A 25,753-nucleotide genomic window follows, 5' to 3' on the forward strand; every position below is an offset into this window, starting at 1 on the left:
GTTGAGGGCCATGCCCCCGGGCCGTCGCAAGCGGTCGCGGGGGTCCTTGCTTTCGGCCGAGATCACTTCGAGCCTGTGCAAGATGTAACCGCTCGGACACCCTCCGCAGGTACCGTTGGAAACCGGTGGGACCGTGAACACCGTGAACGACGTCGTTGAACACCACGCAAGCCGTCGGGAGTTGAGGACATGGCACGGAAGCGCACCCCCAACCGCGCCCTGGACAACCTGCTTGACCAGGCACGATGGACCAGGACCCAGCTCGCGCAGCAGGTAAACCGCCTCGGCCCTCAGGCAGGACTCGCCCTTACGTACGACCGCACCGCAGTAGCGCACTGGATTGCAGGAGTCCAGCCAAAACCCCAGGTCAGGGCGCTGATCGTCGAGGCTCTCTCGGCGCGGCTGGGACGACCCGTCACCCACGCGGAAGCCGGCCTGAAGCCCGCACCGTCACTCATGGGGTCCCAAAACGCTGACACTGTCGAGGAGTTGATCGACCTCGGAAGGGCAACCATGGATCCGTCCCGCCGCAGCGTGCTGGCTGCCACGGTCTTCTCTGCCGCACTGTCGGTTCCGGCGTTCGCCCTCCCCGCGCGAGCGGCTGATGAATCGGTGACCCCCGGCAAGAAGACCGTTCGTATCGGCTCCTCACAGGTGCAGTCGATCCGCACGATGACTGATCGGATCGCAGACATCCTCGACGAACTCGGTGCCGGGCACGCGATGCCCATGGCGTCCGCGTTCCTCGTCAACACCGTCGGCCCATGGCTCCGGGCACAGGCCACGGAACCCGTACGCAGGGACATGCTGGCCGCCGCGTCCGACCTCACGTACCTGACCGGCTGGATGGCCATGTACGAGAAGGCCCACGGCCTCGGACAGCGCTACTACGTCCAGGCCCTCGGCCTGGCCCGCGAGGCGGAAGACCACGTCACCTACTGCAGGACCCTGCGCGGCATGTCACTCCAGGCCTCCAACCTGGGCTACGGCCCCAAGGCTTTGGAACTCGCGGACTCCGCAGCAGAAGCAGCCCCCTCCGCAGGCCCGCGTCTCGTGGCGTTTCTACGCGGCCAGCAGGCCCACTCCGCGGCCATGGTGGGCCTGACGCAACAAGCCCACGCCCGTCTGAAGGAGGCGGAGGCCGCGCTGTCGAAAGCTGACAACCGCAGGGATGCGATCGGCGGCTACGACCAGACCGCCTACCTCTTCCATGTCTCCCACGTCCTCTACGAGGAGAAGGATTTCACGGGCTCGATCAAAGCCCTGAAACAGTCGATCCGCCTGCAGCCGAAGCAGGAACGCCAGGGCCGCGTACACGCCTACGCGCTTCTTGCGCAACGCCAGCTGCGTGTCGGTCACCTGGACGCGGCCTGCGAGAGCTGGTCACGATTCCTGGACGAGTACGAACACGTCTCATCCAACCGTGGCGACGACCACTTCCGCACGATGAGCACGGAACTGCGTCGGCACCCGACCGCCCAGCCTGTGCGTGAACTGGCGCGCCGAGCGCAGCATGTCGCCGCAGCCAAGGCGGCCTGAAGCTCGCAGCCCCCGAGAGGGATGGCCCATTTCGCAGCCAAGAACAAAGGACACGGAGAGATGAAGTGTACAAATGACCGAAGAACACAGCTCTGCAACTTCCTCGAAATTCCTCGACACGGTCCTTGCCGCCGACCGGTTCCTGAACACGCCCCGAGGCATCATGCTCATATCTTTCCTGGTCATTATGACAGGCTTCGTTTTTCCCCAGAAGAGTCTGATTATCGGTGCCGTGATCATGGCCTGCTGGATTGCCGTCGGTCTCACAGGCAAGCGCCATGAGAAGAATCGCTCTCGAAACTCGCGCTGACGGGACGAGAAAAGGTCCACGAGAACGAGCACCGAGACAGGCGAGCACCTGTTTGCGAGCCCCTGGACGCAGCCGATCAGCCGTTAACTAGGACGTCGCGGAACTGGCTGATCAGCTTGTGTGCATTGTCCGCTGGTCCTGCTGGCCGTACAACAGCCGGCAGCCCCCACCCCCAGGAGCACCGCTGGCCACAGGCATGGATTTCTGATGGAACCAGCCCAGACACCCGACGCCCGGCCACCTGGGCATCTCGCTGGCCGTTGACAATCCGCACGGCCTTCGTACTGAACGTGTGTGACTCTCGGTCAAAGCACATGTTCAGACGAAAACCGTTTTAGTGTACGGCGGTTACCGAGCCAAGTGATCAGTTCCTGACATCATTCGACGCCGGACGTCGCGTAGCAGTTCAGGTGCTTCATTTCCTCAGCTCAGCCTGCTCGTTGTCCTGCCAAGACGCCTCAACCGCGAAACGAGAATTCAACGCGGACAGAAGCCACCACAGCATTTCGGTTGACGGCGCAGGACGCAGACGAGGTCCTCCCCCAGTACCACCACTCACCCTTGACCTCCCACCTGAGGCCGCCACCGTCTCGGCTCATGCAGGTGACGACTGCGCGGTGTCTTCTGACGGCACTGGGGAGGTAGCGCGGGCAATTGACGTTTCCGGTCTGGCCGCTCGTCCACACCCTGCAGCCTGCGCTGGATGCCGACGCTGTGGTAATTGCCACAGAGGTTGCTTCAGCCGATGTTGCTGCGAACATTCCCGATGCTAACGCTACTCCGGTGAAACTAGCGACGACGGCTGTCCTGAGAGAACGCATATTTCCTCGCTTTCATCCTCGGATTTCATGGAAGGGGCCCTGTAACCCCTCGGTCGACGCAACGGTGACGCTTAAGAAAACACAGAAGGACGGGATGTGCCACGACATACTGCGGCTCAGCGTTGCCTCGGCACTAAGGCACAGCTACCCTCTCCGGCGGCTGATCGTATGGACGTATGTATCCTTGACTGTTCCACATGTGGCGATGGAGGTATTGCCTCGGTGTACAGGGCCTTCGCTCACCCAAGTCCGGCCGTCACTTGCCAGACAGTTCACCATGGCTTTGTGACGTATAATTGCCGACCATCCACCGGAGCAGAGTGCATTTCCGGAGTTCCTCCCGCCGGCCGGGCAGGCGGATTTCGTGTACGTGTGGAAATTGCCGGCGGCGGGAGATTTGCTGGCGACGATAGCCATCCCTGCAGAGGATCCCAGGGTGAGGTATTTCTTCATTTCTCCAGTGGAACGAATGCGCTGATGAAGCGCCGTCGTGAATGTCTAGGGAGCAACCAATTGATTCTCCCTGCCGATCCCGGAGGCGTTTCCGTCGACGTGCAGGCTCAGCTCACCGTCGGACCAGCGCACGATGGTGTCGTCCGGCCAGGGATTGTCCGAATAGTCACCACCACTGACGATCATGGCGTGGGTCCACAGCTTGTTCGCGGGCTTCCAGTTGTGCTCGGTGCCAAGCCCGTTGCCGGAGAAATCGCCGTAGCAAGTGACCTCGCCGTCCGACCAGCGAACTACCAAATCCCAGACATCCCCATGGGAGTAGTCGCCGGAGCCCAGCTCCACAGCGTGCGTCCACGTCTCATTGCGCCCGTGCACCTTAATCTCTTTGCCGAGCTTGTCGCCCGTATTCTGGTAGACGGTCAGTTCACCGTCCGACCAGCGGACCACGAGATCGTCTTGCCACTGATTTCCACCGAAGCGGCCTGCCGTGAGGGAAACCGCATACTGGCCCCACGTGGCGTTCTTGGCGACGAGCTGCTTCTCGCCATGGAATCCCTTTTCGTCCACTGAGGGGTACAGCGTCACCTCTCCGTCGGACCAGCGCACGATGAGATCCGAGCCGTTGTCCCCGGTAAAGTCACCGGCGACCACCTGCTTGGCATGGTCGGCCCACAGGTCGTTGGGTTTCTGTAGAGTGAACTCGCGGTCGAAGTAGTTAAGGTTCTTATCCGCTCCGCGGTAAAGCGATAGTTCGCCGTCCGTCCACATGACGACCATGTCCATGCGGTCGTCCTCGACGGCCCCGTTGAGAGTGAAATAGCCGGACTGGATGTCCTTGGCGTGCTTCCACATGGAAGCCGCAGGGAGCACGATGGGTGCGGGTATCCGGCCAGCGACGGCTGCGTCGTAGATCCGCTTGATCTCGTCGCCGAAATAGGACGAGTATGATGTGTCGGCGCTGGTGCCGCCGGTCTTCCAGCCGCCGGTCACACCGATGAGCTTCGGGGACTCGGAGCCGGCGGTAATGAACGGCCCGCCGGACGTCCCGGAGACATAGCCGTCGCAGTTAACCTCGGTGAAGGTGCCGCCCTTCACTTCGCCATCGTTTCCCGTGGTGAACTTCTTGGCCGGTGTCACGCAGTCCAGGGGGTCCTGCTTCGACGCGAAGCCCGGATAGCCGATGACGCGGGTCTTGGGGTGGTCGAAGCCGGTGTTGATGCCAAGTTCGATGGCTCCGACGACATCCTGGACGAGCTTTCCGTCGGACCGGGCGCCGGTCTTCAGGATGGCGAAGTCCAAGTTGGTGTACGCCTTGTCCCCGCCTTTCCTCATATAGCGCGGGTCCGCGTAGATCTGTCCCTTCTGGATCGGGTAGACACCGTGGGGCTTTGGGTTCCTTTTGCTGTGCTGAGGAACGAAGGCGAGCGCCTGCTGCTGGTCATTGCCATCGAAGCAGTGTGCGGCCGTGGCCACCAGGTTCTTGCCGGGAGACCTCACCACCGTGCCGCCGCAGAACCGGTAGAACAGCTCACCATTCTCATCCGTTTCGGCCCAAAAGAAGGTGCCGACTTCCTTGATCCCCTCGAACGGGTGCGAGGGGGAGAACGGACGCGGTCCCTGCTCGCGCACACTGGCTGGTGGCGTCGTCTCGCGCGCCTCCTGCTCTTCGACCGGGATGGCCTGGGCCATGCGCTCCTCGGACCAGAACGCATCCAGTCCACCGGCACCTGCCGAGGTCAGTCGTGTCGTGGGAGCGGGCGGCTCAGTGGGTGCGGGCGGCACCGTGGGGTCACTGGACCGGACCGGGTGACCCGGTGGCGTGGTGGTCGAGCCTGGCGGTGCTGTCAGGGTGGGGGGAGCCAACGTGGTGGCGGACGGGGTCGGAACCGCCGATGGCGAACCGGTGATGTCGTCCGACGTCACCACAGGACTCGGGACGGTACCCGAGGGCGCGGCCGACACAGTGGCGGCATGGGCGGGTATTGGGCCAGCGAGAATCACGATGGCGCCGAGCGCTATCGTCGGCAAGGTACGTAATCGCATGAAACGGGCTTCCCCCAGTAGTGGACATGCGAGCGAGTCCGGTGGTCAGCCGGACAAAGATCCGCTCGTGGTCAGGGCTAGACCGTAACCAGGAGATTGCCGAGTTCACGAGCCCTTTCGACGTTTTGGCCGCATCTCGGTGGAACGGATGGGCGCTGGGTTCCATCTCTCCACTTGGAGACAAAGGCGAGTAGGGGAGAGCAATGAGGACAACAGTACGTACCGCGCTTGTCATGACCGTAGGGGTGCTCTGTATCCCCCTGGCGGGGTGCGCTCGCTCAGAAGCCCCCAAGGGTTCGGCCTTACCGAGTAAGACAGATGCGGCCTACGCGGTGGCCTACGGTGCGGGGCATAGAACAGGGAAGGCCATCTACGACTCGCAGGGTAAAGGAGCGGCTGTACGTGAAACCGTTTGGGGTGGCTGCACACGACGGGCCCTCGACGCCAAAGCCACCGAAGCCGAGGCTGACCGGGGCGCCTGGGTGCAAGGCTGCCTGGACGGCGTTGCCAACAGGCCTGCCAGTCCCCCAACCGCCGCAATCACCAGCCGCACCGAGGACGCGGACTTGATGCGGGCGTTCCGCTCTTGGGCGGATGCCAACGGCAGGAGGGAGTTAGCTCAGCATGTGTCCAAACTGATCGTGGCACAACTAACGAGGACGGACTACGACCTCGAGTTGAGCACCGAATACGACGCAGCCAGCCGCGAGCAGGCCAACGAACTCGCACGAAGCTTCGTCACCTGGTGGGATGGCGACCACGGCAAGGGCGAAGACGGCGTCGCCCGCAACGTCCTGGTCCTCGGTGGCGACGGAAAGATGCTGCTGACTCAGAGAATCTAGCCTCGATCTTGCATGACGGTCCGCCGACGGAGTCGGTGGGCCGTTTCATTTTCGGTGGCTGGTGAAGGGCAGGCCAGTGGCCCGGGTGTCGCCTCGGGTGGGCGCCGGGTTCCACTGCTCCGGACTGAGCTGTTTTTCTCGTAGGGGCGGGAAAGTTGCTGTTCAATCGGGGTCCGGCAGGAGGGCGAGCCGTTCGAGGGCGCCTGTGATCTCGCTGGTCCAGGGCCAGTGACGGGCGAGGCGGAGGATGCGGCGTCGGCCGGTGGTGACGAGTTGTGCGGCTGCGGAGAGCAGGCGGAATCTCAGGTGGCGGGGTTCCCAGAGCCGGGTCGTGCCGGTGAGGGCGAGCATGGGCATCCAGGCCAGCAGGTCGAGGGCGATCTGGACGATCTCCAGCCAGATCTTGTTCTGGGCTGTTGTGTGGAGGGGCAGGTTGCGCAGGCCGGTGGCCCGGGCGGCTCGGATGCGGTCCTCGGCCCGGGCCCGCAGTCGGTGACGGAGTTCGAGGGCGGCGAGCGGCCGGTGGGGGGTGTTGGTCGCGAAGCAGGTGATCCGCATGCCGTCCGCGTCCGTGATCCTCAACTGGGCCCCGGGGTGGTTGAGTCGACCCGCAGCGCGGTGCCGGTGTCGCCACCGGTCCGTCTCTGCGGGCCGCTCGCCGAACCCGGCGTGCGCGTTTCCACGCACCGGGCTCTCCACGGTCTCTGCCGTCAGGCGTGGTTGGCCAGGGTCCAGGGATTTGGGATCTTGTTGCCGCGGTACCGGTATCGCTCGGTTGGCACCCGGCCGAGGTTGAACAGTTCGACCCCGTCTGATGAAGGCATCCGCCACCGGCCTGTGTGGTCGGTGAGGTGCCTTCGAAGATCGGTCCAGCTCCAGTGGTGCAGCCGCATCCACCACCGGGCAACCCGCCGCCAGACGAAAATGGCGAGGGTTTACATGGTGCTCTTGGCGACTGCGTATCTGAAGTAGTTGGACCAGCCGCGCATGATCCGGTTGAGCCGTCTCAGCACGTCCCTGGGTGGCTGTTGCGACAACCTGGGTGTCAGCAGGGCTCCGTCAAGTTCCGTGATTGCGTGGAGGGTTGGCGATCAGGCCGGTAGGGGCGGATACCAGAGCAGGCACGGGGGTTCGTGATCATTGTGGTGTCGAAGCCAGATGATCACGAGGACGTCCCGTGCCTGCTGTTGCATCTTCCCCTATCCCTGCCGTGCTGGAGAAGCTGGGGCCGCTGGATGCGGACCGGATCGCTGACCTGCGTCCCTACCTCGAATCGGTTCCGGATCCGCGCTCACGCCGGGGCCGGTGGTACTCGCTGACGGCGATCTTGCTGGTGTGCGCCTGCGCGGCCGTCTGCGGCGCGAAGAGCATCGACGAACTCGCCGAGTTCGGCGAGCGGGCCACGAACTCGCTGCTGGCGTCCCTCGGGGTACGCCGTCACCTGCTCGGCTGGCGGCGCAGCCCCAAACCGGTCACTCTCGGACGCGTCCTTCAGGCACTTGACGGCGACGCCCTGGACCAGGCCGTTGGCGCCTACCTGGCCGACCGGCACCGCATCACCGCGTCCGCGGACGTGCCCGAGGCCCGAGCGCGGCAGGTCATCGCCGTGGACGGCAAGGCCCTCAAGGGCTCAGCCCGCCTGGACACGCCGCGCCGTCACCTGCTCTCGGCGGTCACCCACGACCGCGTCGCCACGATCGCCCAGGTCGAAGTCGGTGCGAAGACCAACGAAGTGCGCCACTTCAAGCCCCTGCTGGCACCACTCGACCTCGCCGACACCGTCGTCACCTTCGATGCCCTCCATTCGGTGAAGGCCAACATCACCTGGCTGGTCGAGACGAAGAAGGCCCACTACATCGCCGTCATCAAGACCAACCAGCCCACCGCCTACGCCCAGCTCGCCGCCCTGCCCTGGACATCGATCAAGGTCCAGCACACCGCCTCCGCCACCGCCCACGGCCGCCGCGAGTCCCGCTCGATCAAGACCTGCGCCATCGCCGACAACCTCGGCGGCATCGCTTTCCCCCACGCCCACCTCGCCATCCGGGTCCACCGCCGCCGCAAGCCCACCGGCCGGCCCGAAACCCGCGAGAACGTCTACGCGGTCACCAGCCTCGCCGCCCATCAAACCCGCCCCGCCGACCTCGCCGCCGCCATTCGCGAGCACTGGGGAATCGAAAATTCCTCCCACTACATCCGAGATGTCACGTTCGCTGAGGACGCCTCGACTATTCACGCCGGAACCGCACCCCGCGCCATGGCCACCATCCGCAACCTCGCCATCGGCACCCTGAAGATCCTCGGAGCCGACAACATCGCCAAGACCACCCGAGCCCTCCGCCACGAACCAGAACGAGCACTCGCCATCCTGGGCATCACCAACAACCCGGACACTCACGGAACTTGATCAAGCCCTGGGGTGTCAGGGCACGAATCTTGTCCTTCAAGGACCGGATGGGCCGGTCGGCGATGAAGGTGTAGACGTACCACTTGTCCGTACCTCGCTTGCGTTTCCACTGGAGGCGGAACCCAAGGAAGTCGAACCCTTCGCTCATGTGCACGACGCGGGTCTTGGATTCGGAGAACCGAAGTCCCAGCGGCGCGAGCACATCAGCGATTTCCTCGCGCAGGGCTTTCGCATCGTCACAGCTGCCGAACACGAGCACGACGAAATCGTCCGCGTAGCGGACGATCCGCCAGTTCGGCAGTCCCCTCCGGCGGCGGAGGGCGCGACTTACGGGGCTGCCCATGGCCCCGCCTGGCCGCCACGGCCCGTGAGCGTGCTCATCGAGCGCGCTCAGGGCGATGTTGGCCAGCAGTGGGGACCGGACGCCTCCTTGCGGCGTGCCAGTCGGGTTGTCCTCGAAGTGGCCGGTTTCGGTCATTACCCCGGTCTTGAGGAACGCCTTGACCAGCAGCAGCACATGCTTGTCCTTCACCCGAGTCCGCACCCGGTCCAGCCTTCTCGAAACCGCTGCCGTCCTTCCCCATGCGCCGGGCTTTCCCCGGCTCGGAGTACCACGACGGCTCCGCCCCATCCCAGCCCGGTCAGCGGTCGGTGCGCTCAGCCACCCCTCCGGGCTGGCGGCCCGGCCGGGTGGCAAGGCCCGGATGGTTCCCTTGTTCACTGTGATTCACTCGACGGAGGCGGAGCCCGACTCTGCCCCTGGATCGCGTCGGTGACCGTCATGCCGACCGAGTAGGACAGCCATCGACCTCGTTTCGCGAGCCAGGTCACGAAGTCGTGGGTGCCGCCGGCGGAGTCCGTGCGGATCAGCGTCTGCCGTCCTTGCCGGTACTTCTTCGGGATCTGAGCGAGGGCGACTTGGGCGGTGGCGATGTGGTCGGCAGCGGTGTTCGAGCCTGCGTTCCCCGGTCGTAGGAGGGCGGCGACCGGTTCTCCGGTTCCGCCCGGGCCGTGGTCGACGAAGGCCGTCAGGGGGTGATGGCCGTAGGTCTTCTTCCAGGTCGCGGCCGCGTTCTCTTTGTCGGAGTGCGCGGTCACGAGGACGCCGTCGAGATCGACGATGACCTGGCCGTCTGCGTCCGGGGCGTTCTCGTCGGCCAACGACCAGACCCGGTTGCGGACTTCGGAGCGTGCGGACCGGATGGCCCGCAGGGCTTTCTCGCCGGAGGCGGCGAGGATGTCGATCAGACGGGAGACGGTCGGGTCGGAGGCGACCGGCCCGAAGACGGCTCACACCGCAGCATCGCGACGTCCGCGAGGCAGTCCCCGCCCAGTGCGACCGCCAGGGCGACGTCCAGGAAGGCCTTGCCGGGATCGTGGACGGCCCGCGGCTTGCGCCACGGAGCCAGAGCCAGGGATATGTTGGTCAAGACCGGTCTTGCGGACCGTTTCGACGAGCAGGACCGACCCGGCCTGGGAGACAACCTGACGGCCGTCGTCCTGGACACGGACACGAGGGTAGGACCCGATAGAGTGCTTCACCTGGGAAGTGCCTCCGGCGGTGGCAGGAACAAGGACCTCGACAATCCTCATTCTTGCTGGTCAGAGCAATGCCGGTGATTTAGGGTGTTTCCGCAGGTGAGGATAGGTGTCCTGGGTTCCCCGTGACTTTGAGTGAGTAGCTGACGCGGCTGGGAGGGCGGGGCTCGTCCCGGCGTTTGGCTTCGAAGGTGTTCCTCGGTGGTTTCTTCAGTCGTTGGCAGCGGCGGTCGCGGCGTGGGGGAAGGAGGTCGTTGAGGAGTTCCTGGACGACTTCGAGTCGGGCGGTGCACAGGATCTGCGGGTTCGCTGCGGTCTGTCCGGCGGTTGTGAGCCGGGCGAGCTGCACCATCGTGGTGAAGGAGATCCGGTCGGGATCGACCTCGCCCTGTTCGGCTGCGTGGACTTTGAGCGCGGACAGTGCCTGGTAGACGGTGAGGAGTGCGTAGACCTCCTGGCAGATGAGCTCGGGGGTCTTGGAGCGCAGGATGAAGCCGGCGCCTCGTAGCCGGTTTTTGAGTTCCGCGAAGCCGTTCTCGATCTCCCAGCGCTGGTGGTAGAGCTGGGCCAACTGCCGTGCGGGCGCCTGCCGGTGGTCGAGCAGGCTGGTCGCCAGGCGGAACTTCTCGGTTAGGGCCGGCCTGTCCTGGGACCGGACGGTGACGGTGTAGTCGATGATGCGCACGAGGTGTCCTTGAGGCAGCCCTGTCGGGGTGCGGCCGTGGAAGCGGGCGTTGCCCAGGCGCTGGCCCTCGGCGGGGGTGGGCATGACGGACACGTACGAGCCGTCGGGCAGCACCCACAGCGGTGGCAGGACGAGGTTCTTCTTGATCCGCCATGCGAGGTGGCAGCCGGTCGCCTCGACCAGGCCCCACAACTCGTGGCCGGCGAAGTTGCGGTCGGCCAGCAGCAGCATGCCCGGCCGCAGGGAGGCAAGCAGGCGTCGGGCGAGCTTGTGCTCGCTGAATCTGGCGATCGAGTCGAAGGCCGCGTCGATGATGGCGTGGGTGCCGCACTCGATCAGAGACATCAGTCTGACCTGCGGGTTTCCGCTCTTGTTGGTGCCGTCGCGGCCGGTGAATCCGAACGCGGCAGCGTTCCCGGCGGTGTCCGGTACGTCCAGCGCGGTGCCGTCCCAGGCGACCAGCCGCAGGCCGAAGGCGAACGCTCCTGGGGTCGCGGGTGTCGCCTGGGCGCCGCACCGGCGTTCGAAGAGCGCCTGGAACGGCTTGTCGCCCAGGCGCTGGCGGGCTCTGGTGAGGGCCGAACTGGTGGGCAGGCGCTGGACGAGGCCGCCCGGCAGGTGCCGCAGTTTCTCGGTCAGGGTCCGCAGGACCACCCGGTATCCCGGCGGCCCGGTGCTGTCGGAGCTGCTGAACAGGCAGAGAGCCAGGACGAAGTAGACCACCGCGCGGGCCGGCAGGAGCCTGCGGCGGCGCTCGGCCCTTCCGGTCAACTCCAGTACCTCGTCGACCACTTCGGGGGTGATCTCCTCAGTGAGTACGCCGAGTCGGATCCGGTCGCCGAACTGCGGCTCCAACCGTCTTCGGGGACTTCGAGGGGACACTGGCCGGGGCGTCGACATGACGATTGAGGCAGCAGCGATGGCAGACTGAGCGCCCAACGGGGCTCCCTTGCAGACAGTCGGATCTTGGTCGATCTCCTGTCCTACCGGGAGCCCCGTTGCCATGTCCCGAGATCATCTGGCGCATCATCAGATCGGGGCGAATCCCCTCATGCATCCCATGGGTCTACCCGCCCAAAACCGCCAGCAGCACAGCGTCCCACCTGCACCGATGCACTAAATCACCGGCATTGCTGGTCAGAGGCACTTTCTGCTTTCCTGACCGCCTGCCGGACAGCCCACTTCGTGAAAGCGCGAGGTTAATTTGACACACCCGACCCGGCCTGTCCGTCGCCGGGCGCGACGAAGGACAGCTCCTGCTCGTCTCGCAGGGACCGTACGTTCGCGACGCGGAACCTCAGCAGCATGCTGTCCTCCATTCCCGGCCCAGAGTAGTGGTCACGACTGACATCGGCCCGGACGGAGACTGCTACGACCTCACGGAACACATGCCGTGAGGTCGACGCGCACGCCCGACCGGGTGATCAGTCCGATCCCAGGTGCGTCGGCGCGAACATGCGCAGCACGACCGGGAGGACGACGACCGACGGGCCGGGCTCGGACAGGGCCTTTGCCAGGTCGGTCGCCAGGGTGGCCGGGGACGTCCGCACGCCCGGCACGCCGAAGGACTCCGCCAGTGCCGCGTAGTCCGGGTGGGCCGGCTCGGTGCCGGTGGCCGCGCCGAAGGAGTCCGTCATGTACTCCCGCGGGATGCCGTAGCCGCCGTCGTCGACGATCAGCCAGGTGACGTTCAGGTCGTGCTGGCGGGCCGTGGCCAGCTCGGCGACCGAGTACAGGGCCCCGCCGTCGCCCGACACGGCGAGCACCGGGCGGGTCGGGTCGGCCACCGCCGCGCCCAGCGCCGCCGGGAAGGCGTAGCCGAGGCCGCCGGCGCCCTGCGCGGAGTGCAGGCGGTTGGGGCCCTTGGCGTCGAACGCTGACCAGGCCCAGTAGGCGAGGATCGTCATGTCCCAGAAGGACGGGGAGTCGGCCGGCAACGCCCTGCGCACCGACGCCAGCACCTCCTGCTCCAGGGTGAGGTCCTGGGCGGCGATGCGGTCGGCGACCTTCGCGAGCAGGTCCCGTACCCGGCCGGGCGCGGTCTCGTCCTGCCGGGTCTGCACCGTCTCCAGGAGCGCCTGCAACGCGAGGCGGGCGTCCGCGTGGATGCCCAGCGCCGGGTGGTTGGACTCCAGTTTGCCGAGGTCGGCCTCGATCTGGACGACGCGGCCGCGGGGCTTGAACGTGTGGTAGTTGGAGGAGAGTTCGCCGAGGCCCGAGCCGATCACCAGCAGGACGTCCGCGTCCTCCAGGAAGTCCGTGGTGTGGCGGTCCTCCAGCCATGACTGGAGGGAGAGGCGGTGCGTCCAGGGGAACGCGCCCTTGCCGCCGGGGGTGGTGACGACGGGGGCGTCGAGCCGCTCCGCCAGCTGCTTCAGCTTGCCCGACGCGTCCGCCCGGACCACTCCCCCTCCGGCGATGATCGCCGGGCGCTCCGCGCGCGACAGCAGGTCGGCTGCCACGGCGGTCAGTTCGGGGCGCGGCGGCAGTTCGTCGGGGAACGCGTCGCCGCCCGTCACCACCGGGATCGACGTCGGCGCCTGCAGCACGTCCTGCGGGATCTCCACCCACACCGGGCCGTGCGGGACCGTCAGCGCCGACTTCCAGGCCGCCTCGATCGCCGACGGGATCTGCGACGCGGTGCGGGCCTGGTGGACGGACTTCACGACACCCCTGAACGAGGCCGCCTGGTCCGGGAGTTCGTGCAGATAGCCGCGCCGGCCGCCGCCCAGTCCGGCCGTCGGGACCTGGCTGCTGATCGCCAGGACGGGGGCGGAGGCCGCCGCCGCCTCGTGGAGCGCGGGGAGGGAGGTGAGCGCGCCGGGGCCCGTCGACAGCAGCAGCGGGGCCGCCTCGCCGGTGATACGGCCGTACCCGTCCGCCGCAAAGCCCGCGTTGTTCTCCATCCGCAGGCCGACATAGCGCAGCGAGGAGCGGCGCAGGGCGTCGAAGACGGCGAGCGTGTGCCGGCCGGGCAGGCCGAACACCGTCGTCGCGCCGAGCCCGGCCAGGGTCTCCACGACGAGGTCTCCGCCGGTGCGGCCGGGCGGAGGGTTCAGTGCCGCCTCCGTCTGCGCGGCCGTCGGGCGGAGCACCAGGTCGTGGTCGTGAGTCACTTCGCGCGAGCCTCGGCAATCTGTCGGGACATGATCGTGGTGAGTTCGTACGCCGTGTGGGACGCGGCCACCGACGTGATCTCCGCGTGATCGTACGCGGGGGCCACCTCGACGACGTCCGCCGAGACCAGGTTGCAGGAGGCCAGGCCGCGCAGGATCTCCAGGAGCTCGCGGGAGGTCATGCCGCCGGCCTCCGGGGTGCCGGTGCCGGGGGCGTGCGCCGGGTCGAGGCAGTCGATGTCGATGGAGATGTAGAGCGGGCGGTCGCCGATGCGCTGCCGCAGCTGGTCGGCGACCTCATCGGCGCCGCGCCGGTAGACGTCCGCCGAGGTGACGATGCCGAAGCCCATCTTCTCGTCGTCGGTGAGGTCCTGCTTGCCGTAGAGCGGGCCCCGGGTGCCGACGTGGGACAGCGCCTCGGTGTCCAGGATGCCCTCCTCCACCGCCCGGCGGAACGGGGTGCCGTGCGTGTACTCCGCGCCGAAGTAGGTGTCCCAGGTGTCGAGGTGCGCGTCGAAGTGGAGCAGGGCCACGGGGCCGTGCTTCCTCGCCACCGAGCGCAGCAGCGGGAGCGCGATGGTGTGGTCGCCGCCCAGGGTCATCAGGCGGGCGCCGGTGCCCAGCAGGTCGTCGGCGGCCGCCTCGATCGTCTCCACGGCCTCATGGATGTCGAAGGGGTTCGCGGCGATGTCGCCGGCGTCCGCGACCTGGGCGAGGGCGAAGGGGGAGGCGTCCTGCGCGGGGTTGTACGGGCGCAGCAGCCGGGACGCCTCACGGATCGCGTTGCCGCCGAAGCGGGCCCCCGGCCGGTACGAGACGCCCGAGTCGAACGGCACGCCCACGACGGCGACGTCGGCGCGGCCGACCTCGTCGAGGCGGGGCAGCCGGGCGAAGGTCGCGGGGCCGGCGTACCGCGGGATGCGGGACGAGTCGACGGGGCCGCGGGGCGTCTCGTTGCCGTTCATGGCCGAATGCTCTCTTTCTTACACTTCGTCGCGTATGCACTGCTTGTCGCCAAACCCTACGGGGACCGGACCTACGGGGACCGGGTCGGGGGCTCCCGTCAACCCTAGGCAGCCCTGCGACGGCTGCGAACTGTACGTTTCGTCCATCAGGGGGCCGTCGACCTTCCGGTATCGGCAAGGACGGGCCGGAATCGGCAAGGACCGGCACGGGGAGTGCGTGACGCGTGTCCCAGCGTCCGGAACAGCGGGGACGGCGCACAGCCGCCTGCCTCACAATGGAGACCATGCCGATATCCGCGACGCCCAGCCGCGTCGAACTCGTCGACCACCTCGTCAGAACCCGTATCGCCGGGGACGTCGCCACCCCGCGCGAGAACAACCTCTCGCACTACCGCCAACTCGCGAACGGCGTGCGCAACTTCTGGCTGGGCCTGGAACTCGGCGACCGCTGGACCGACGAGCAGGACGTGCTCGCGGTGATGGCGGAGCGGGTGGGCGTCAACGACGATCCCGAGCACCGCCACGGACAGGACACCATCGACCCCGAGCTGACGGTCGACGGCCTGAACCGGATGGCGGCCCGGCTGCGCAAGGCGGCCGAGGGACGGCAGCGGGTGCTGTTCGCCACCGGCCACCCGGGCGGCCTGCTGGACGTGCACCGCGCCACCGCCGCCGCCCTGCGCGCGGCGGGCTGCGAGATCGTCGTCATCCCGCCGGGTCTGCAGACCGACGAGGGGTACGTCTGGCAGGTCGCCGACGTGGCGGTGCTCGAGCACGGGGCGACGCTGTGGCACACGCATTCGGGCGAGCCGATGAAGGCGATCCTGACGGCGCTGGAGCGCGCGGGGCGCCCGCTGCCGGACCTGGTCGTCGCCGACCACGGCTGGGCGGGCTACGCCGGACAGCACGGCGTGGACTCCGTCGGCTACGCCGACTGCAACGACCCGGCGCTGTTCATCGGCGAGGCGGAGGGCGTCGTCCAGGTGGCGGTCCCCCTGGACGACCACGTCGTCAGCCCGCGCCACTACGACCCGATGGTCGCCTACCTGCTCGCGGAGGCGGGTCTGTAGGACGAGCGCCGGGGGATCACGGACGGAGGTTCAGGACAGGGGCTCAGTCTTCCCGGGGGACGCGGACCACGCCCTCCTGGATCACCGACACCGCGAGCCGGCCGTCCTGCGTGTAGATGCGGGCCTGGCCGAGGCCGCGGCCGCCGTGCGCGGACGGCGACTCCTGGTCGTACAGGAGCCATTCGTCGGCGCGGAACGGCCGGTGGAACCACATCGCGTGGTCCAGGGAAGCCCCCACCACGTCTCCCACGGCCCAGCCGCCGCGCCCGTGCGCGAGCAGGACCGAGTCGAGCAGGGTCATGTCGGAGACGTAGGTGGCGAGGACGACGTGCAGCAGCGGGTCGTCCGCGAGCTTGCCGTTGGTGCGGAACCACACCTGGGAGTGCGGTTCGCGCGGCTCGCCGAACTTGCCGTACGGCGGCTCTTCGACATAGCGCAGGTCGATGGCCTCGCGGGTCTCCAGGAACCGCTCGACGACCGCCGGCTCGAGGTGGTCGTAACCGCGCAGCCGCTCCTCGGAGGTGGGCAGAGTCACCGGGTCCGGCGAGGCCGGCATCGGCGCCTGGTGGTCGAGGCCCTCCTCGTACGCCTGGAAGGACGCCGACAGCGAGAAGATCGGCCGGCCGTGCTGGATGGCGACCACCCGGCGGGTGGTGAAGGAACGGCCGTCCCGGATGCGCTCGACGTCGTAGACGATGGGCGCGCCGGGGTCCCCCGCACGCAGGAAGTACGCGTGGAGGGAGTGGGCGGGCCGGTCCTGCGGGACCGTCCGCCCGGCGGCGACCAGCGCCTGGGCCGCCACCTGTCCGCCGAACACGCGCGGGACGACGGCGGACCGGGACCGGCCGCGGAAGATGTTCTCCTCGATCTGCTCCAGGTCGAGCAGATCGAGGAGATCCTGCAGTGCGTGGTTCATGGCGTCCAGTTTGTACCGGGCAGTAGCTGCCGGACCGGCGGCGAGGCGTGGCGGGCCGGGGCCTTACAGGCCCATGTCCTTGGCGATGATCGACTTCATGATCTCGCTGGTGCCGCCGTAGATGCGGTTGACGCGGTTGTCCGCGTACAGGCGGGCGATCGGGTACTCGTTCATGAAGCCGTAGCCGCCGTGCAGCTGGAGGCAGCGGTCGATGACGCGGTGCGCGACCTCGGTGCAGAACAGCTTGGCGCTGGCGGCCTCGGCCGGCGTCAGCTCGCCCGCGTCCAGCGCCTCCGTGGCGCGGTCGGCGACGGCCTCGGCCGCGTCCACCTCGGCCTGGCAGGCGGCCAGCTCGAACTTGGTGTTCTGGAAGTGCGCGACCGGCTTGCCGAAGACGGTGCGCTCCTGCACGTACTGCTTGGCGAACCGGACGGCGGCCTTGGCCTGCGCGTACGCGCCGTAGGCGATGCCCCAGCGCTCGGAGGCGAGGTTGTGGCCGAGGTAGTAGAAGCCCTTGTTCTCCTCGCCGAGGAGGTTCTCGACGGGCACCTTGACGTCGACGAACGCCAGCTCGGCGGTGTCGGAGGTCTTCAGGCCCAGCTTGTCCAGCTTGCGGCCGATGGAGTAGCCCTCGGACTTGGTGTCCACCACGAGGAGGGATATGCCGTGCCGGCGGTCGTCGGCGCTGGGCGCGTCGGTCCGGGCGCAGACGATCATCTGGTCGGCGTGGACGCCACCGGTGATGAAGGTCTTGGAGCCGTTGAGGACGTAGTGCGTGCCGTCCTCGCTCAGCTTGGCGGTGGTCTTCATGCCCGCGAGGTCGGAGCCGGTGCCCGGCTCGGTCATCGCGATCGCCCACATCTCCTCGCCGGAGACGAACTTGGGCAGGTAGCGCTTCTTCTGCTCGTCGGTGGCGAGCAGCTTGATGTACGGCAGACCGAGCAGCACGTGCACGCCGGAACCGCCGAACGTGATGCCCGCGCGGGCCGTCTCCTCGTACAGGACGGCCTCGAACTTGTACGAGTCGATGCCGGCGCCGCCGTACTCCTCGTCCACGCGGATGCCGAAGACGCCCAGTTCGGCGAGCTTGTAGTAGAAGTCGCGCGGCGCCTGGCCGGCTGCGAACCACTCGTCGTAGACCGGGACGACCTCGGCCTCGATGAAGGCGCGGAGAGTCTCCCGGAACGCCTCGTGGTCCTCGTTGAACACCGTACGGCGCACCGCCGCCACCCTTCTGTGCGCCTAAGCCGGCGCCGCTCTCGCGTACCTGGTCGCTCGCCGTAGGGGTCCTCAATTGGTGGTTGCGGTCACCGACGGCTAAGCGCTCGCTCAGAAGTCACCGTACCGGCGGGTAGCGAAGGCCGTCCAGACCCTTCGGGAACCGACGCCCGTAACGCTCGTCACGTAGGCGCAGGCGGGCGGCCTACCTGCCGGCGCGGACTGTGATCAAGCTTCAAGAGCTCTGTCGATCCGTTCCCTCTTCATCGCCTCGTCGCCTTCGCGGATCAGGGTTCCGAGGTCCAGGCTCCCCGAGGAGACCGCAGCAGCGGCGAAGCCCGATCCGAAGCGGTCCGAGAGGCTGAACCGGATCTCGTCGTTGAGCAAGGCTGTGAGAGCCAGGTCGGGTCGAGCGGCGTAGACCGCGTCGACGGCGGCCGCCGCGATACCGTTCGCCTTCTGCGCCAGATCCTCCCCGGCGAGACCGATGGTCACATTCTCGAAGTCCTCGGTCATACGGAGGTTGTGGGCCAAACGCCCCGCATTGTCGACGGCGAACGGCGAGCCCGTGACCGGTATGAAGCTGGATATGGTCGCCGACTGGACGGCTTTCTCATGGATGAGGTAGTCCACCGTCCGCTGTTCCGCGAGGTCGGACGATCCGGGGAATCCGAAAAGGGTGTAGGTGTACACGTGAATCCCCGCTGTGGCGCAGTTTCCGAAGATGTCCGCATAGTGTCGATGCTGGTTGATCCTCTTCCCAAGCGCGACGAGCGCAGCCTCGTCCGCCGACTCCAGACCGAAATAGGCCTGGCGGCACCGGGCTCGTCCGAGGCGACCCACGAAGTCGGCGTCCCGGAATCGGCGCTCCGCGATCGCGTAGATCTCGAAGGCGATATGGTGCGGTTCGATGAGCGGGAGGAGTTCGTCGAGAAGGTCCGGGGGCATGGCCTCGTCGACGAACCGGAAGTGCTTGATTCCATGTGCGGTGGACAGCGCAGCGATGTCCTCCGCCACACTGTGAGCGGAACGCTGCCGGGCTAGCGGGTCCCAGGACTCATGGATTGTGCAGAAACTGCACTTTCCCCAGTAGCATTTCCGGCTCGCGAGGACCGGCAGCATGGGAGTGAGGCTGAGGTAGCTCCTCACCGGATAATCGGTGAAGTCCGCTCCGCCCGTCTGCTCGATCGGCGTGACACTGCGGCTGGTGAACGGGTGGAGGATGGCTCCACGGCCAGGCCTGGTGGTCGTCCGGGAGACGACGCGATCCTCGTCGATAGGCAACGGCTCGCCGTTGTCCAGTGATTGGAGCAGGGACAGCAGCGGTATGTCGCCTTCCCGAATGACCAAGTGGTCCCAGAACTCATCCAGTTCAGCGGCGATCACCGGATGTATTCGGGCTAGCAGGGAACCGCCCCAGATGATGCGGGAGGCGGCACCATGGACGCGTCGGATGCACCATGCGAGTCGGAATGCGGGGAGGATCTGGTCCTCCACGCTGAGATTTATGCCGACTACTGGTCCGACCCCTCGCAGCAGTTCGGCGTAGAGAGAGTCGAAGGGCGTCCGGTCGGCCGTGGCGAACTGCCGAACGGACTCCGGCTCTCTGCGGTCGTACGGTGTACGCAGCCCTCGTAAGGAGATGGCATACCCCTCGTGCTGGTCGGCCCAGCGCGAAAAGGCCTCCTTCATCCAGGAGTCGAAACTCAGGGCCGACAGAACAGCCGGCGCGACCTCGTCCGCCCGGAAGTACCCCTCGCGGTACGATTCGAGATCGACGGCCTGCCCGCCCCCCACAAGGCCGAAGAAAAATCTCTGATTGACATCGTGGCATGTGACGGTGTGTCCGGAGTTCCGCTCGACGTACCCCTTGAGCAGAGGAAGTGCGGAGTGCGGCATCGCGGGATCATGGGCGGGAGGGAAGACCAGGTCGATGTGCATGGCATGTGCTCCCGGAAGCGTTCCAGTTCAGTGGTGAAGGGTGTACCTGCTCGTCGAATCCATGTGGCGCATGATGTCGACCTGTTCCACTACCTTCCGACCGAACTCACTCCGGCAGTTGGAGGTGATGTAAGCCCGGTTGAGAAGTTCGGTGGCTCCCGATCCGGGGTTCATGAAGAAGTTGATTCCCCAGTAGGCGTCGTCGTCCGCGATGATGCAGTGCATGACCGGGCCGACACGGGTCTCGAAGTACCGGAAGCGGTCCACCACCTCCGGTTGCAGAGTCCCCTCAGCCACTCGGTCACGGCAGATGTCGCTCAAGACGTCACGGTAGTGCTGTTGCTCGCGTCGCATCACGTCGGAACTGCCCAGGGTGAGCATCTTGGACATGCTCGTGTATGTCTCGTCGTTGGCGTCGCATGCGACCGCGAAGACCTCGACCACAAGGTGCGGGTGCTTCTTGAGCTGACGGAAGATCTCCTCCAACAAGCCGACATTGAGCACCCGCGAGTTGCGCCACGTAACGATGCACAAGCGCCGTGTCACGCGTTTTACGGCGTCACTGGCGAAGGCGTCCGTCCAGTACCCGTCACGATAGAGCTGGGTACCCGTGAGGCTGGGGCCGTCGGTGGTTCCCGGTACGAGTATGCGAGTGGCCGCCTCGAGTTCCGCGCTGAGCTTCAGCAGGTCGGACTTGACCAGTTCTTGTTGTCGTGGTGTCGCGCTTCCGTCCAGTGTCTCGGCGTCGGCCGTGAGCGACGAGTTGAGATCTCGCAGCCGCAGAGCCTTGGAGACCAGTTCCCGTTCGTCCTTTCTGGCCGTACTGATCCGCTGGACGCGGAGCAGGATGACAACGGAGACGACGACACCTCCGATGCCGGCCAGGTTCGCGATGAGCCCGATCCAGTCATTGGCGGTATCGCTGACCGGAAGCGCTGTGAGCATCCTCATCCCTTCAGGTACGCCACGAGTCTGTCGATCAGTTCGTTGTCGAGGCGGTCATTGGACTCCACCGTCAGACCCGCCACGTGCGGTGTGACGATCACGTTGGGCCGTTTCACCAGTTCGGGTGCCGCGTGGTCGTAGTCACCGCCGTATGCCGCGAGACGCCCACTGTCAAGGGCCTGGAGGATGGCCTGTTCCTCCACGACCTCGGCCCGTGACGTGTTGACGAGAATCGCACCTGGTCGCACGTCGGCAAGGGTGTCAGCATCGAGGAAGGCGCGGGTCCCTTCGGTCAGGGGCACGCTGACCGAGAGCAGATCACTCTCCTCGAGGACATTCCGCAGAGTGGCGAACCGCACGTTGCCCTCGGTTCCGGACTGCCTGCTACGACTGGTGGCGACCACCCGCATTCCGATCGCGGACGCCAGCCTTCCCAGAGTTTTGCCAATGTTCCCGTAACCGATCAGTCCCAGGGTCTTGCCACTCACCTCGAAGGGCAGCGACGGGAGTTCCGTACGCGGCCTTCCGTCGGAAGCAAGCTTGTCGCCCCACTTCAGATGCTTCGACAGAGCGAGGAGAAGCGTGAGGGCATGTTCAGCCACGGACTGAACGTTGGCTGTCGGGCAGCGTTCGACGTGGATACCCGCCTCGGCCAGTGCTGGCAGGTCCAGGTGGTCCGTGCCGACTGAGAGTGTGCCGACGACACTGGCGCGTACCGATCCCTGCCTCACCATGTCCCCGGTGATCCGCTCGCGTGCGCCGATGACCAGCAGGTCGTACTCGCCGAGGAGTAGTTGCAGCTGATCGTGATCGGGCCGGGCGGGCAGATAGTTCACCTCGTCCGCAATTCCCTTGACTCTCTCGGCGAAATACGGATTGTCCTTGAGACTTTCGATCGCCACCGCTGCACGCATGTGTTACTTCCTGTTGTTCGCTGTCTTTTCGACGGTTTCAGTGGAGGGAAATCGCTCTGCACGCCCAGTATCCAGCCTCCACGACGGTCGCCCTGCGAAAGCACACCGGGACACAGTCCGAGGGAGCGATCAGCGTTTCCGATTCGCCTTTCCTGCCTCGAACGGTCAGTATCGGCAACCCGGCCGACAGCGGTTCTCCCGGCCGGCAGTGAAGGACGACGGCTCCCGAGATGCGGGGAACCAGATCGGTCATGGTGCCCGAGAACTGCGGCGCTCCCTGGGCGTCAAGATCTTTCGACTGCGCGTCGATCTCTCGCATCAGCCGGTCCGACCAGTGGGACACCAGCGCGTCGGTCGGCAGTTCGTGGCTGGGGATCTCCAGGGTGACGGAGGTCCGCACGGCCCCGTCACCATGGGCACGCAGGCGCAGATGACATTCGTCGAAGGCTCCTGGTGTCGGGTCCCCGTACATGACGTGCGGAATGTCGTCCAGTGTGACGAGGCGACGGTCAGCGGAGGTCGCGTAGAGGTGCGGCCAGCCGAACTCGGGGGTGTGGACGTCAATGATGACGTCGTAGGTGTCCGAGAGCCGCCAAAGAGTGGAGGCCAAGGACGCGTCGACGGCCCCGCCCTGCTGGCGGGGATCTGTGAACATGCGGTTCCAGTTGATGCCACCGGCTGAGATGCGCCCCTGGCCGGTTGCCCCGGACGTGAGGTAACGACTCCAGCCGACAGGATTGGCGTTGGGGACCACGCGTACCTGGTTGGCAGGCGCGGCCGACCGTAGTCTGCGCACCAGTTCGTGCAGGACGAGCATGGCGGCGCTCTCATTGGCGTGCAGTTGTCCCTGGAGGTAGACGGAGCGCCCAAGCGCCGGATCCGGCGGCGTGAAGTCGTGCACGGGGATGTCCAGTTCACCCGCCAAAGCGAGTCCGTCGGCCGCCTGCGCGGTCACGTGTGCTGTCCTTCACGGATCCAGTAGCTGGAGAGGATGATCCGGGGGGCGTGCACCAACGGGCGAATCCGGTGCAGGCCTCTGGCGTCGAAAAGGATCAGTGTTCCGGCCTTTCCGGTGACGGTGCGGGGCTCGGTGTGCAGCCGGGCACAGAGGGCCGCCTCTTCGTGCGGCCAGAGACAGCCGACATAGGCCGAGGCCTCATCATGGATGTATCCGTCCACACCGGCCTGAAAAACACGGGCGATGTCTCGGTCGTAGCGTCTCCGCCAGGTCCCGAAATGCGTTCCGGGAATGTAAGTGAAGGGGCCATTGGCCTCCGTCACATCGCAGAGGTACAGAAACGCCTTGTAGCGGGGACGCCAGGAGTCGATATGGAAGAAATGCTCGAAGGCTCCGGTGTGGCCTTCGACAATGCGGTACTGGACGGTCGATCGGTGCATGGCGACTCTGGGGCCGAGTACTGTTCGCATGGTGTCGGTGACGAGATCACACGCGAAAAAGGGACTCAGTTCCGGAATGGTCGCCGCGTCGGAATAGAAGCGGGTCAGTGTGCCCTCGGGGGAGAGTCTGCATTCCTCTACGGAGGGGACAGCCGCCCTCATGCGGTCGACCTGGGCCGCATCGAAGAACTCAGGCAACACGGCCAGTCCGTCCCGAAACAGAATGCTTGCGGGGCTGTCCGTGGTCGCCGCCGAGGAACGAAGCTGTGCGTACTCACGGTGCAGGGAACGGATCTGCCGCTCGTGTCTGATGCGGTGACTCAGCGAGGTACGTAAGGAGAGCCGGCCCGAACGCATGATGGTCCCCCCTGAAGAGCAGGGCCCCATGAGGCCACGCCGACCTGACCGCTCGCGCGTGCAGTTTAGCGGCGCTGGACCGGGCTCGGAAGCAGGTGCGCAGGCAGTCGGCGTCTTGGCGCGATCGCGCTGCGTCTGGTTCCGCTCCGGCGGACCAAGTGACCTCGCCGGAACCAATGGCGAGTGATGAAGCGCCCAACTGCCACCGCCTGGTAGTCACTGACGGTCGCCTGCAGCGGGTGGGCACCCGTAGGCGCGAGCGCCCTCACGCGGCAGCACCGCCCACATCCTGGTGCCGGTGCTCGGCTCGCAGTTCCCGCCGATTCCCCACTCCCCGTCACAGGCTCGCACCACCTGGTCCAACACCTGGAGCGTCACGCCTCGGTGCATCTCGCAGGCGGCCTCCAGATAAACGTTGGCGTGCCGCGGATGGTCGTCGTAGAGCGTGATACGCATCGCTCCGTCCCGGTAGCGAAGCGACACGTACACCTGAGCGGACGGTGAGAACCGGCAGGCGCAGGCGGTCAGTTCGCTCACCACCTGCACGGCCGCGGCCGTCAGTTCCGTCAGGCCGTGCGCGCGCAAGATCGTGCGCGTGGCGGCACGGGCGATTCCGGGGCTCTGCGAAGCGGCGGGAAGGGTGAGGCTGCAGGACAGAGACTCGGGGAGGGGAGGATTGAAGGGGAGTTCGGTGGGGGCGAGGGTCGGGGACAGGCAGAACCCCGAGAACGTGGGCGAGGGGCCCGCGGTGAAATTGCACCGAGGGGCGGGAGAGGGGCCGGACGCGGCTTCTGACTGCACGGCAACTCCTGTGTCGTGTCGTGATACAGGGATCGAGCGGGCGTGAAGTCATGCCGCCCGGACAGCTCGATCGCCGCCAAGGCCCGTGCCGGTGGCTTGTCTCCCTGACGCGGGCCCACCCCTCCCAGGGGAGGAGAAAGCGGGCAGGCACGCGTGATGCGCTTCCGGAGGGTCGTAACGGATTGGCGATCGATCCATCACCGACTATAGAGATCGAAGAGTCACATTGTCCATGCGATTGGAGATAATTACCCCCCCTTATTGGTGGACGAGTGAGTTCCCTACCGGCAGACTTGGGCACCACCGCGCATGAAGGGGCAGCATGGCCACGAGAAGTACGCCGACCGAGCGGCAGAAGCGATTGGGTGCGGAGTTGCGGAAGATGCGCCTCGCAGCGGGAGCCACCACGGAGTACGCCGCTGGGCTCCTGGGCATCGACCGAACCCGACTGTCCAACATGGAGTCGGGAATCCGCCCCTTCTCCGTCGAACGAGTCCGCACCCTGGCCTGCAACTACGCCTGTACGGACGGGAGCTACGTCGAGGCGTTGGCGGCCATGGCCGTCACGGGGGAGAAAGGCTGGTGGGAACAGTATCGCGGCACTCTCCCAGCCGGCCTGCTGGACATCGCCGAACTGGAATGGCATGCGACACGCGTGCGTACCGCTCAGATCATGCACGTGCCCGGACTGCTCCAGACCGAGGACTACGCCCGTGCTGTCTTCACCGCTGTACTTCCTGCCCTGAGCCGGCTGGAGGTCGAACTGCGGGTAAATCACCGCATGGAGCGTCGCAAAGTCTTTCAGCGGCCCGATCCCCTGCCGTACACCGCCTACGTCCATGAGGCCGCTCTGCACATGCCCTACGGCGGTGCCAAGGTGACCCGCCAACAACTGGAGTACCTGGCCACCCAGTCCGAGCAGGACAGCGTCGATGTCCGAGTGATTCCGACGAGCGTCGGCGGCTTCCCCGGGGCGGGACACGCGCTGCTGTACGCCCACGGAACCGTGCCCCAGTTGGACACCGTCCAGTTGGACTCGGCACATGGGCCGGAGTTCACCGGAGCGGAAGGCCAACTCACGAAGTACCGTGCCCACTTGGACTGGATGGACGACGCCTCGCTGACGTCACCGACCTCACGCGACCTCATCCGCGACATCGCTCATGATCTCTGAGGAGCAGCCATGCGAACCGACATCACCTGGGAAGAGCCCTTCTGCGGCGAGGGCAACAACTGCTTCCGCATAGGCACCGACCCCGACGGCAATGCCTACATCGCCATCGCCGGCCGGGAGGACACCCCCCTCACAGATACCCGCGAAGCCCTCCGCACCCTCATCCTGGACATCAAGGCGGGCAAGGCAGACCACCTCCTGTAGGCGGAAAGGGGCCTGTCGGCTACGGCAGCTGTAGATAGGTCTGCCGATGCGCGTCGCTGCTGTTCAGCGGCTTGAGGGGGCGGGTGTGGGCCGGG

General features: G+C 66.4%; 22 protein-coding genes and 1 pseudogene. 7 read left to right on the forward strand and 16 right to left on the reverse strand.

The features are described from left to right. Window positions 1-189: 189 nt before the first annotated feature. The gene (locus QA802_RS15875) at window positions 190-1,539 is read left to right on the forward strand and encodes a tetratricopeptide repeat protein (protein WP_334522728.1); all 1,350 of its coding nucleotides are present in this window, start codon (window positions 190-192) and stop codon (window positions 1,537-1,539) included. 73 nt (window positions 1,540-1,612) lie between these two features. Then, window positions 1,613-1,849 carry a hypothetical protein gene (locus QA802_RS15880; protein ID WP_334522730.1) on the forward strand — a complete coding sequence of 79 codons (237 nt, stop codon included), beginning with the start codon at window positions 1,613-1,615 and terminating at the stop codon, window positions 1,847-1,849. Window positions 1,850-3,168: 1,319 nt separating this feature from the next. Here QA802_RS15880 and QA802_RS15885 read toward each other — a convergent pair. After that, complete coding sequence (locus QA802_RS15885) at window positions 3,169-4,812, reverse strand: trypsin-like serine peptidase (protein ID WP_334522732.1); 1,644 nt, start codon at window positions 4,810-4,812, stop codon at window positions 3,169-3,171. 980 nt (window positions 4,813-5,792) lie between these two features. Here QA802_RS15885 and QA802_RS15890 point away from each other — a divergent pair. Further along, window positions 5,793-6,008, forward strand: a complete 216-nt coding sequence (locus tag QA802_RS15890) for a hypothetical protein (RefSeq protein WP_334522735.1) — start codon at window positions 5,793-5,795, stop codon at window positions 6,006-6,008. A 162-nt stretch (window positions 6,009-6,170) separates the two neighbouring features. Here the strand turns inward: QA802_RS15890 and QA802_RS41900 are convergent, their stop codons facing one another. Both QA802_RS41900 and QA802_RS41585 read right to left on the reverse strand, forming a co-directional pair. Then, complete coding sequence (locus QA802_RS41900; protein WP_334522737.1) at window positions 6,171-6,908, reverse strand: transposase; 738 nt, start codon at window positions 6,906-6,908, stop codon at window positions 6,171-6,173. Between the two features lie 35 nt (window positions 6,909-6,943). After that, entirely contained in the window at window positions 6,944-7,045 is a 102-nt protein-coding gene (locus tag QA802_RS41585) for a group II intron maturase-specific domain-containing protein (RefSeq protein WP_443042123.1), read from the reverse strand. A 173-nt stretch (window positions 7,046-7,218) separates the two neighbouring features. Here QA802_RS41585 and QA802_RS15900 point away from each other — a divergent pair, with 173 nt between their 5' ends. Further along, window positions 7,219-8,415, forward strand: coding sequence for an ISAs1 family transposase (locus QA802_RS15900; RefSeq protein WP_334518335.1), 1,197 nt, complete (start codon window positions 7,219-7,221; stop codon window positions 8,413-8,415). Here the strand turns inward: QA802_RS15900 and QA802_RS15905 are convergent. The 5 genes and pseudogenes from QA802_RS15905 to speB form a co-directional block, all read right to left on the reverse strand. Then, the gene (locus QA802_RS15905; protein ID WP_334522740.1) at window positions 8,384-8,947 is read right to left on the reverse strand and encodes a reverse transcriptase domain-containing protein; all 564 of its coding nucleotides are present in this window, start codon (window positions 8,945-8,947) and stop codon (window positions 8,384-8,386) included. The two genes, QA802_RS15900 and QA802_RS15905, sit on opposite strands and share 32 nt — an antisense overlap. Window positions 8,948-9,144: 197 nt before the next feature. Continuing rightward, window positions 9,145-9,957, reverse strand: a pseudogene (locus tag QA802_RS15910) (IS1380 family transposase); the annotation flags it as partial. Window positions 9,958-10,036: 79 nt separating this feature from the next. After that, window positions 10,037-11,494, reverse strand: a complete 1,458-nt coding sequence (locus QA802_RS15915; RefSeq protein ID WP_334522742.1) for an IS4 family transposase — start codon at window positions 11,492-11,494, stop codon at window positions 10,037-10,039. A gap of 569 nt (window positions 11,495-12,063) precedes the next feature. Continuing rightward, window positions 12,064-13,755: a thiamine pyrophosphate-binding protein gene (locus QA802_RS15920; protein ID WP_334522744.1), complete on the reverse strand. Its 1,692-nt coding sequence runs from the start codon at window positions 13,753-13,755 to the stop codon at window positions 12,064-12,066. Further along, window positions 13,752-14,720 (reverse strand): agmatinase, encoded by a 969-nt coding sequence (gene speB / locus QA802_RS15925; protein WP_334522746.1) that lies wholly within the window; start codon window positions 14,718-14,720, stop codon window positions 13,752-13,754. Before speB ends, QA802_RS15920 begins: the two co-directional genes overlap by 4 nt. A 284-nt stretch (window positions 14,721-15,004) precedes the next feature. Here speB and QA802_RS15930 point away from each other — a divergent pair, with 284 nt between their 5' ends. Further along, on the forward strand, window positions 15,005-15,790 hold the full coding sequence (locus tag QA802_RS15930; protein WP_319168196.1) for a phosphatase: 786 nt from the start codon (window positions 15,005-15,007) through the stop codon (window positions 15,788-15,790). Window positions 15,791-15,833: 43 nt separating this feature from the next. On the opposite strand, the gene tesB is transcribed toward QA802_RS15930, so the two are convergent. From tesB to QA802_RS15970, 8 genes are all read right to left on the reverse strand, one after another. Then, window positions 15,834-16,706: an acyl-CoA thioesterase II gene (gene tesB / locus QA802_RS15935; RefSeq protein ID WP_334522749.1), complete on the reverse strand. Its 873-nt coding sequence runs from the start codon at window positions 16,704-16,706 to the stop codon at window positions 15,834-15,836. Between the two features lie 63 nt (window positions 16,707-16,769). Continuing rightward, window positions 16,770-17,927 carry an acyl-CoA dehydrogenase family protein gene (locus QA802_RS15940; protein ID WP_057574840.1) on the reverse strand — a complete coding sequence of 386 codons (1,158 nt, stop codon included), beginning with the start codon at window positions 17,925-17,927 and terminating at the stop codon, window positions 16,770-16,772. A gap of 225 nt (window positions 17,928-18,152) precedes the next feature. Then, window positions 18,153-19,865, reverse strand: a complete 1,713-nt coding sequence (locus QA802_RS15945; RefSeq protein ID WP_334522752.1) for a B12-binding domain-containing radical SAM protein — start codon at window positions 19,863-19,865, stop codon at window positions 18,153-18,155. A 27-nt stretch (window positions 19,866-19,892) separates the two neighbouring features. After that, window positions 19,893-20,810 (reverse strand): hypothetical protein, encoded by a 918-nt coding sequence (locus QA802_RS15950; RefSeq protein WP_334522755.1) that lies wholly within the window; start codon window positions 20,808-20,810, stop codon window positions 19,893-19,895. A 2-nt stretch (window positions 20,811-20,812) separates the two neighbouring features. Then, window positions 20,813-21,724 carry a 2-hydroxyacid dehydrogenase gene (locus QA802_RS15955; protein WP_334522757.1) on the reverse strand — a complete coding sequence of 304 codons (912 nt, stop codon included), beginning with the start codon at window positions 21,722-21,724 and terminating at the stop codon, window positions 20,813-20,815. 37 nt (window positions 21,725-21,761) lie between these two features. Continuing rightward, complete coding sequence (locus tag QA802_RS15960) at window positions 21,762-22,679, reverse strand: M14 family metallopeptidase (RefSeq protein ID WP_334522761.1); 918 nt, start codon at window positions 22,677-22,679, stop codon at window positions 21,762-21,764. Continuing rightward, complete coding sequence (locus tag QA802_RS15965) at window positions 22,676-23,479, reverse strand: phytanoyl-CoA dioxygenase family protein (protein WP_334522764.1); 804 nt, start codon at window positions 23,477-23,479, stop codon at window positions 22,676-22,678. The genes QA802_RS15960 and QA802_RS15965 overlap by 4 nt, the downstream gene beginning before the upstream one ends. A gap of 216 nt (window positions 23,480-23,695) precedes the next feature. Beyond that, on the reverse strand, window positions 23,696-24,280 hold the full coding sequence (locus QA802_RS15970) for an ATP-binding protein (protein WP_334522767.1): 585 nt from the start codon (window positions 24,278-24,280) through the stop codon (window positions 23,696-23,698). A gap of 322 nt (window positions 24,281-24,602) precedes the next feature. On the opposite strand from QA802_RS15970, the gene QA802_RS15975 reads away from it, so the two are divergent. Together QA802_RS15975 and QA802_RS15980 are read left to right on the forward strand one after the other, a co-directional pair. Beyond that, a complete protein-coding gene (locus tag QA802_RS15975) occupies window positions 24,603-25,454 on the forward strand; it encodes a helix-turn-helix domain-containing protein (RefSeq protein ID WP_334522770.1) in 852 nt (283 codons plus the stop codon). Between the two features lie 9 nt (window positions 25,455-25,463). Further along, entirely contained in the window at window positions 25,464-25,658 is a 195-nt protein-coding gene (locus QA802_RS15980; RefSeq protein WP_334522772.1) for a hypothetical protein, read from the forward strand. Window positions 25,659-25,753: the final 95 nt, after the last annotated feature.

The organism is Streptomyces sp. B21-105 (genome assembly GCF_036898465.1).
Classification (GTDB): Bacteria; Actinomycetota; Actinomycetes; order Streptomycetales; family Streptomycetaceae; genus Streptomyces.

Coding starts and splice junctions, on each gene's coding strand:
- QA802_RS15875 (WP_334522728.1), top strand. CDS start 190: ATGGCACGGAAGCGCACCCCCAACCGCGCCCTGGACAACCTGCTTGAC.
- QA802_RS15880 (WP_334522730.1), top strand. CDS start 1,613: ATGACCGAAGAACACAGCTCTGCAACTTCCTCGAAATTCCTCGACACG.
- QA802_RS15885 (WP_334522732.1), bottom strand. CDS start 4,812: ATGGCCCAGGCCATCCCGGTCGAAGAGCAGGAGGCGCGCGAGACGACG.
- speB (WP_334522746.1), bottom strand. CDS start 14,720: ATGAACGGCAACGAGACGCCCCGCGGCCCCGTCGACTCGTCCCGCATC.
- QA802_RS15930 (WP_319168196.1), top strand. CDS start 15,005: ATGCCGATATCCGCGACGCCCAGCCGCGTCGAACTCGTCGACCACCTC.
- tesB (WP_334522749.1), bottom strand. CDS start 16,706: ATGAACCACGCACTGCAGGATCTCCTCGATCTGCTCGACCTGGAGCAG.
- QA802_RS15945 (WP_334522752.1), bottom strand. CDS start 19,865: ATGCACATCGACCTGGTCTTCCCTCCCGCCCATGATCCCGCGATGCCG.
- QA802_RS15950 (WP_334522755.1), bottom strand. CDS start 20,810: ATGCTCACAGCGCTTCCGGTCAGCGATACCGCCAATGACTGGATCGGG.
- QA802_RS15955 (WP_334522757.1), bottom strand. CDS start 21,724: ATGCGTGCAGCGGTGGCGATCGAAAGTCTCAAGGACAATCCGTATTTC.
- QA802_RS15965 (WP_334522764.1), bottom strand. CDS start 23,479: ATGCGTTCGGGCCGGCTCTCCTTACGTACCTCGCTGAGTCACCGCATC.
- QA802_RS15975 (WP_334522770.1), top strand. CDS start 24,603: ATGGCCACGAGAAGTACGCCGACCGAGCGGCAGAAGCGATTGGGTGCG.
- QA802_RS15980 (WP_334522772.1), top strand. CDS start 25,464: ATGCGAACCGACATCACCTGGGAAGAGCCCTTCTGCGGCGAGGGCAAC.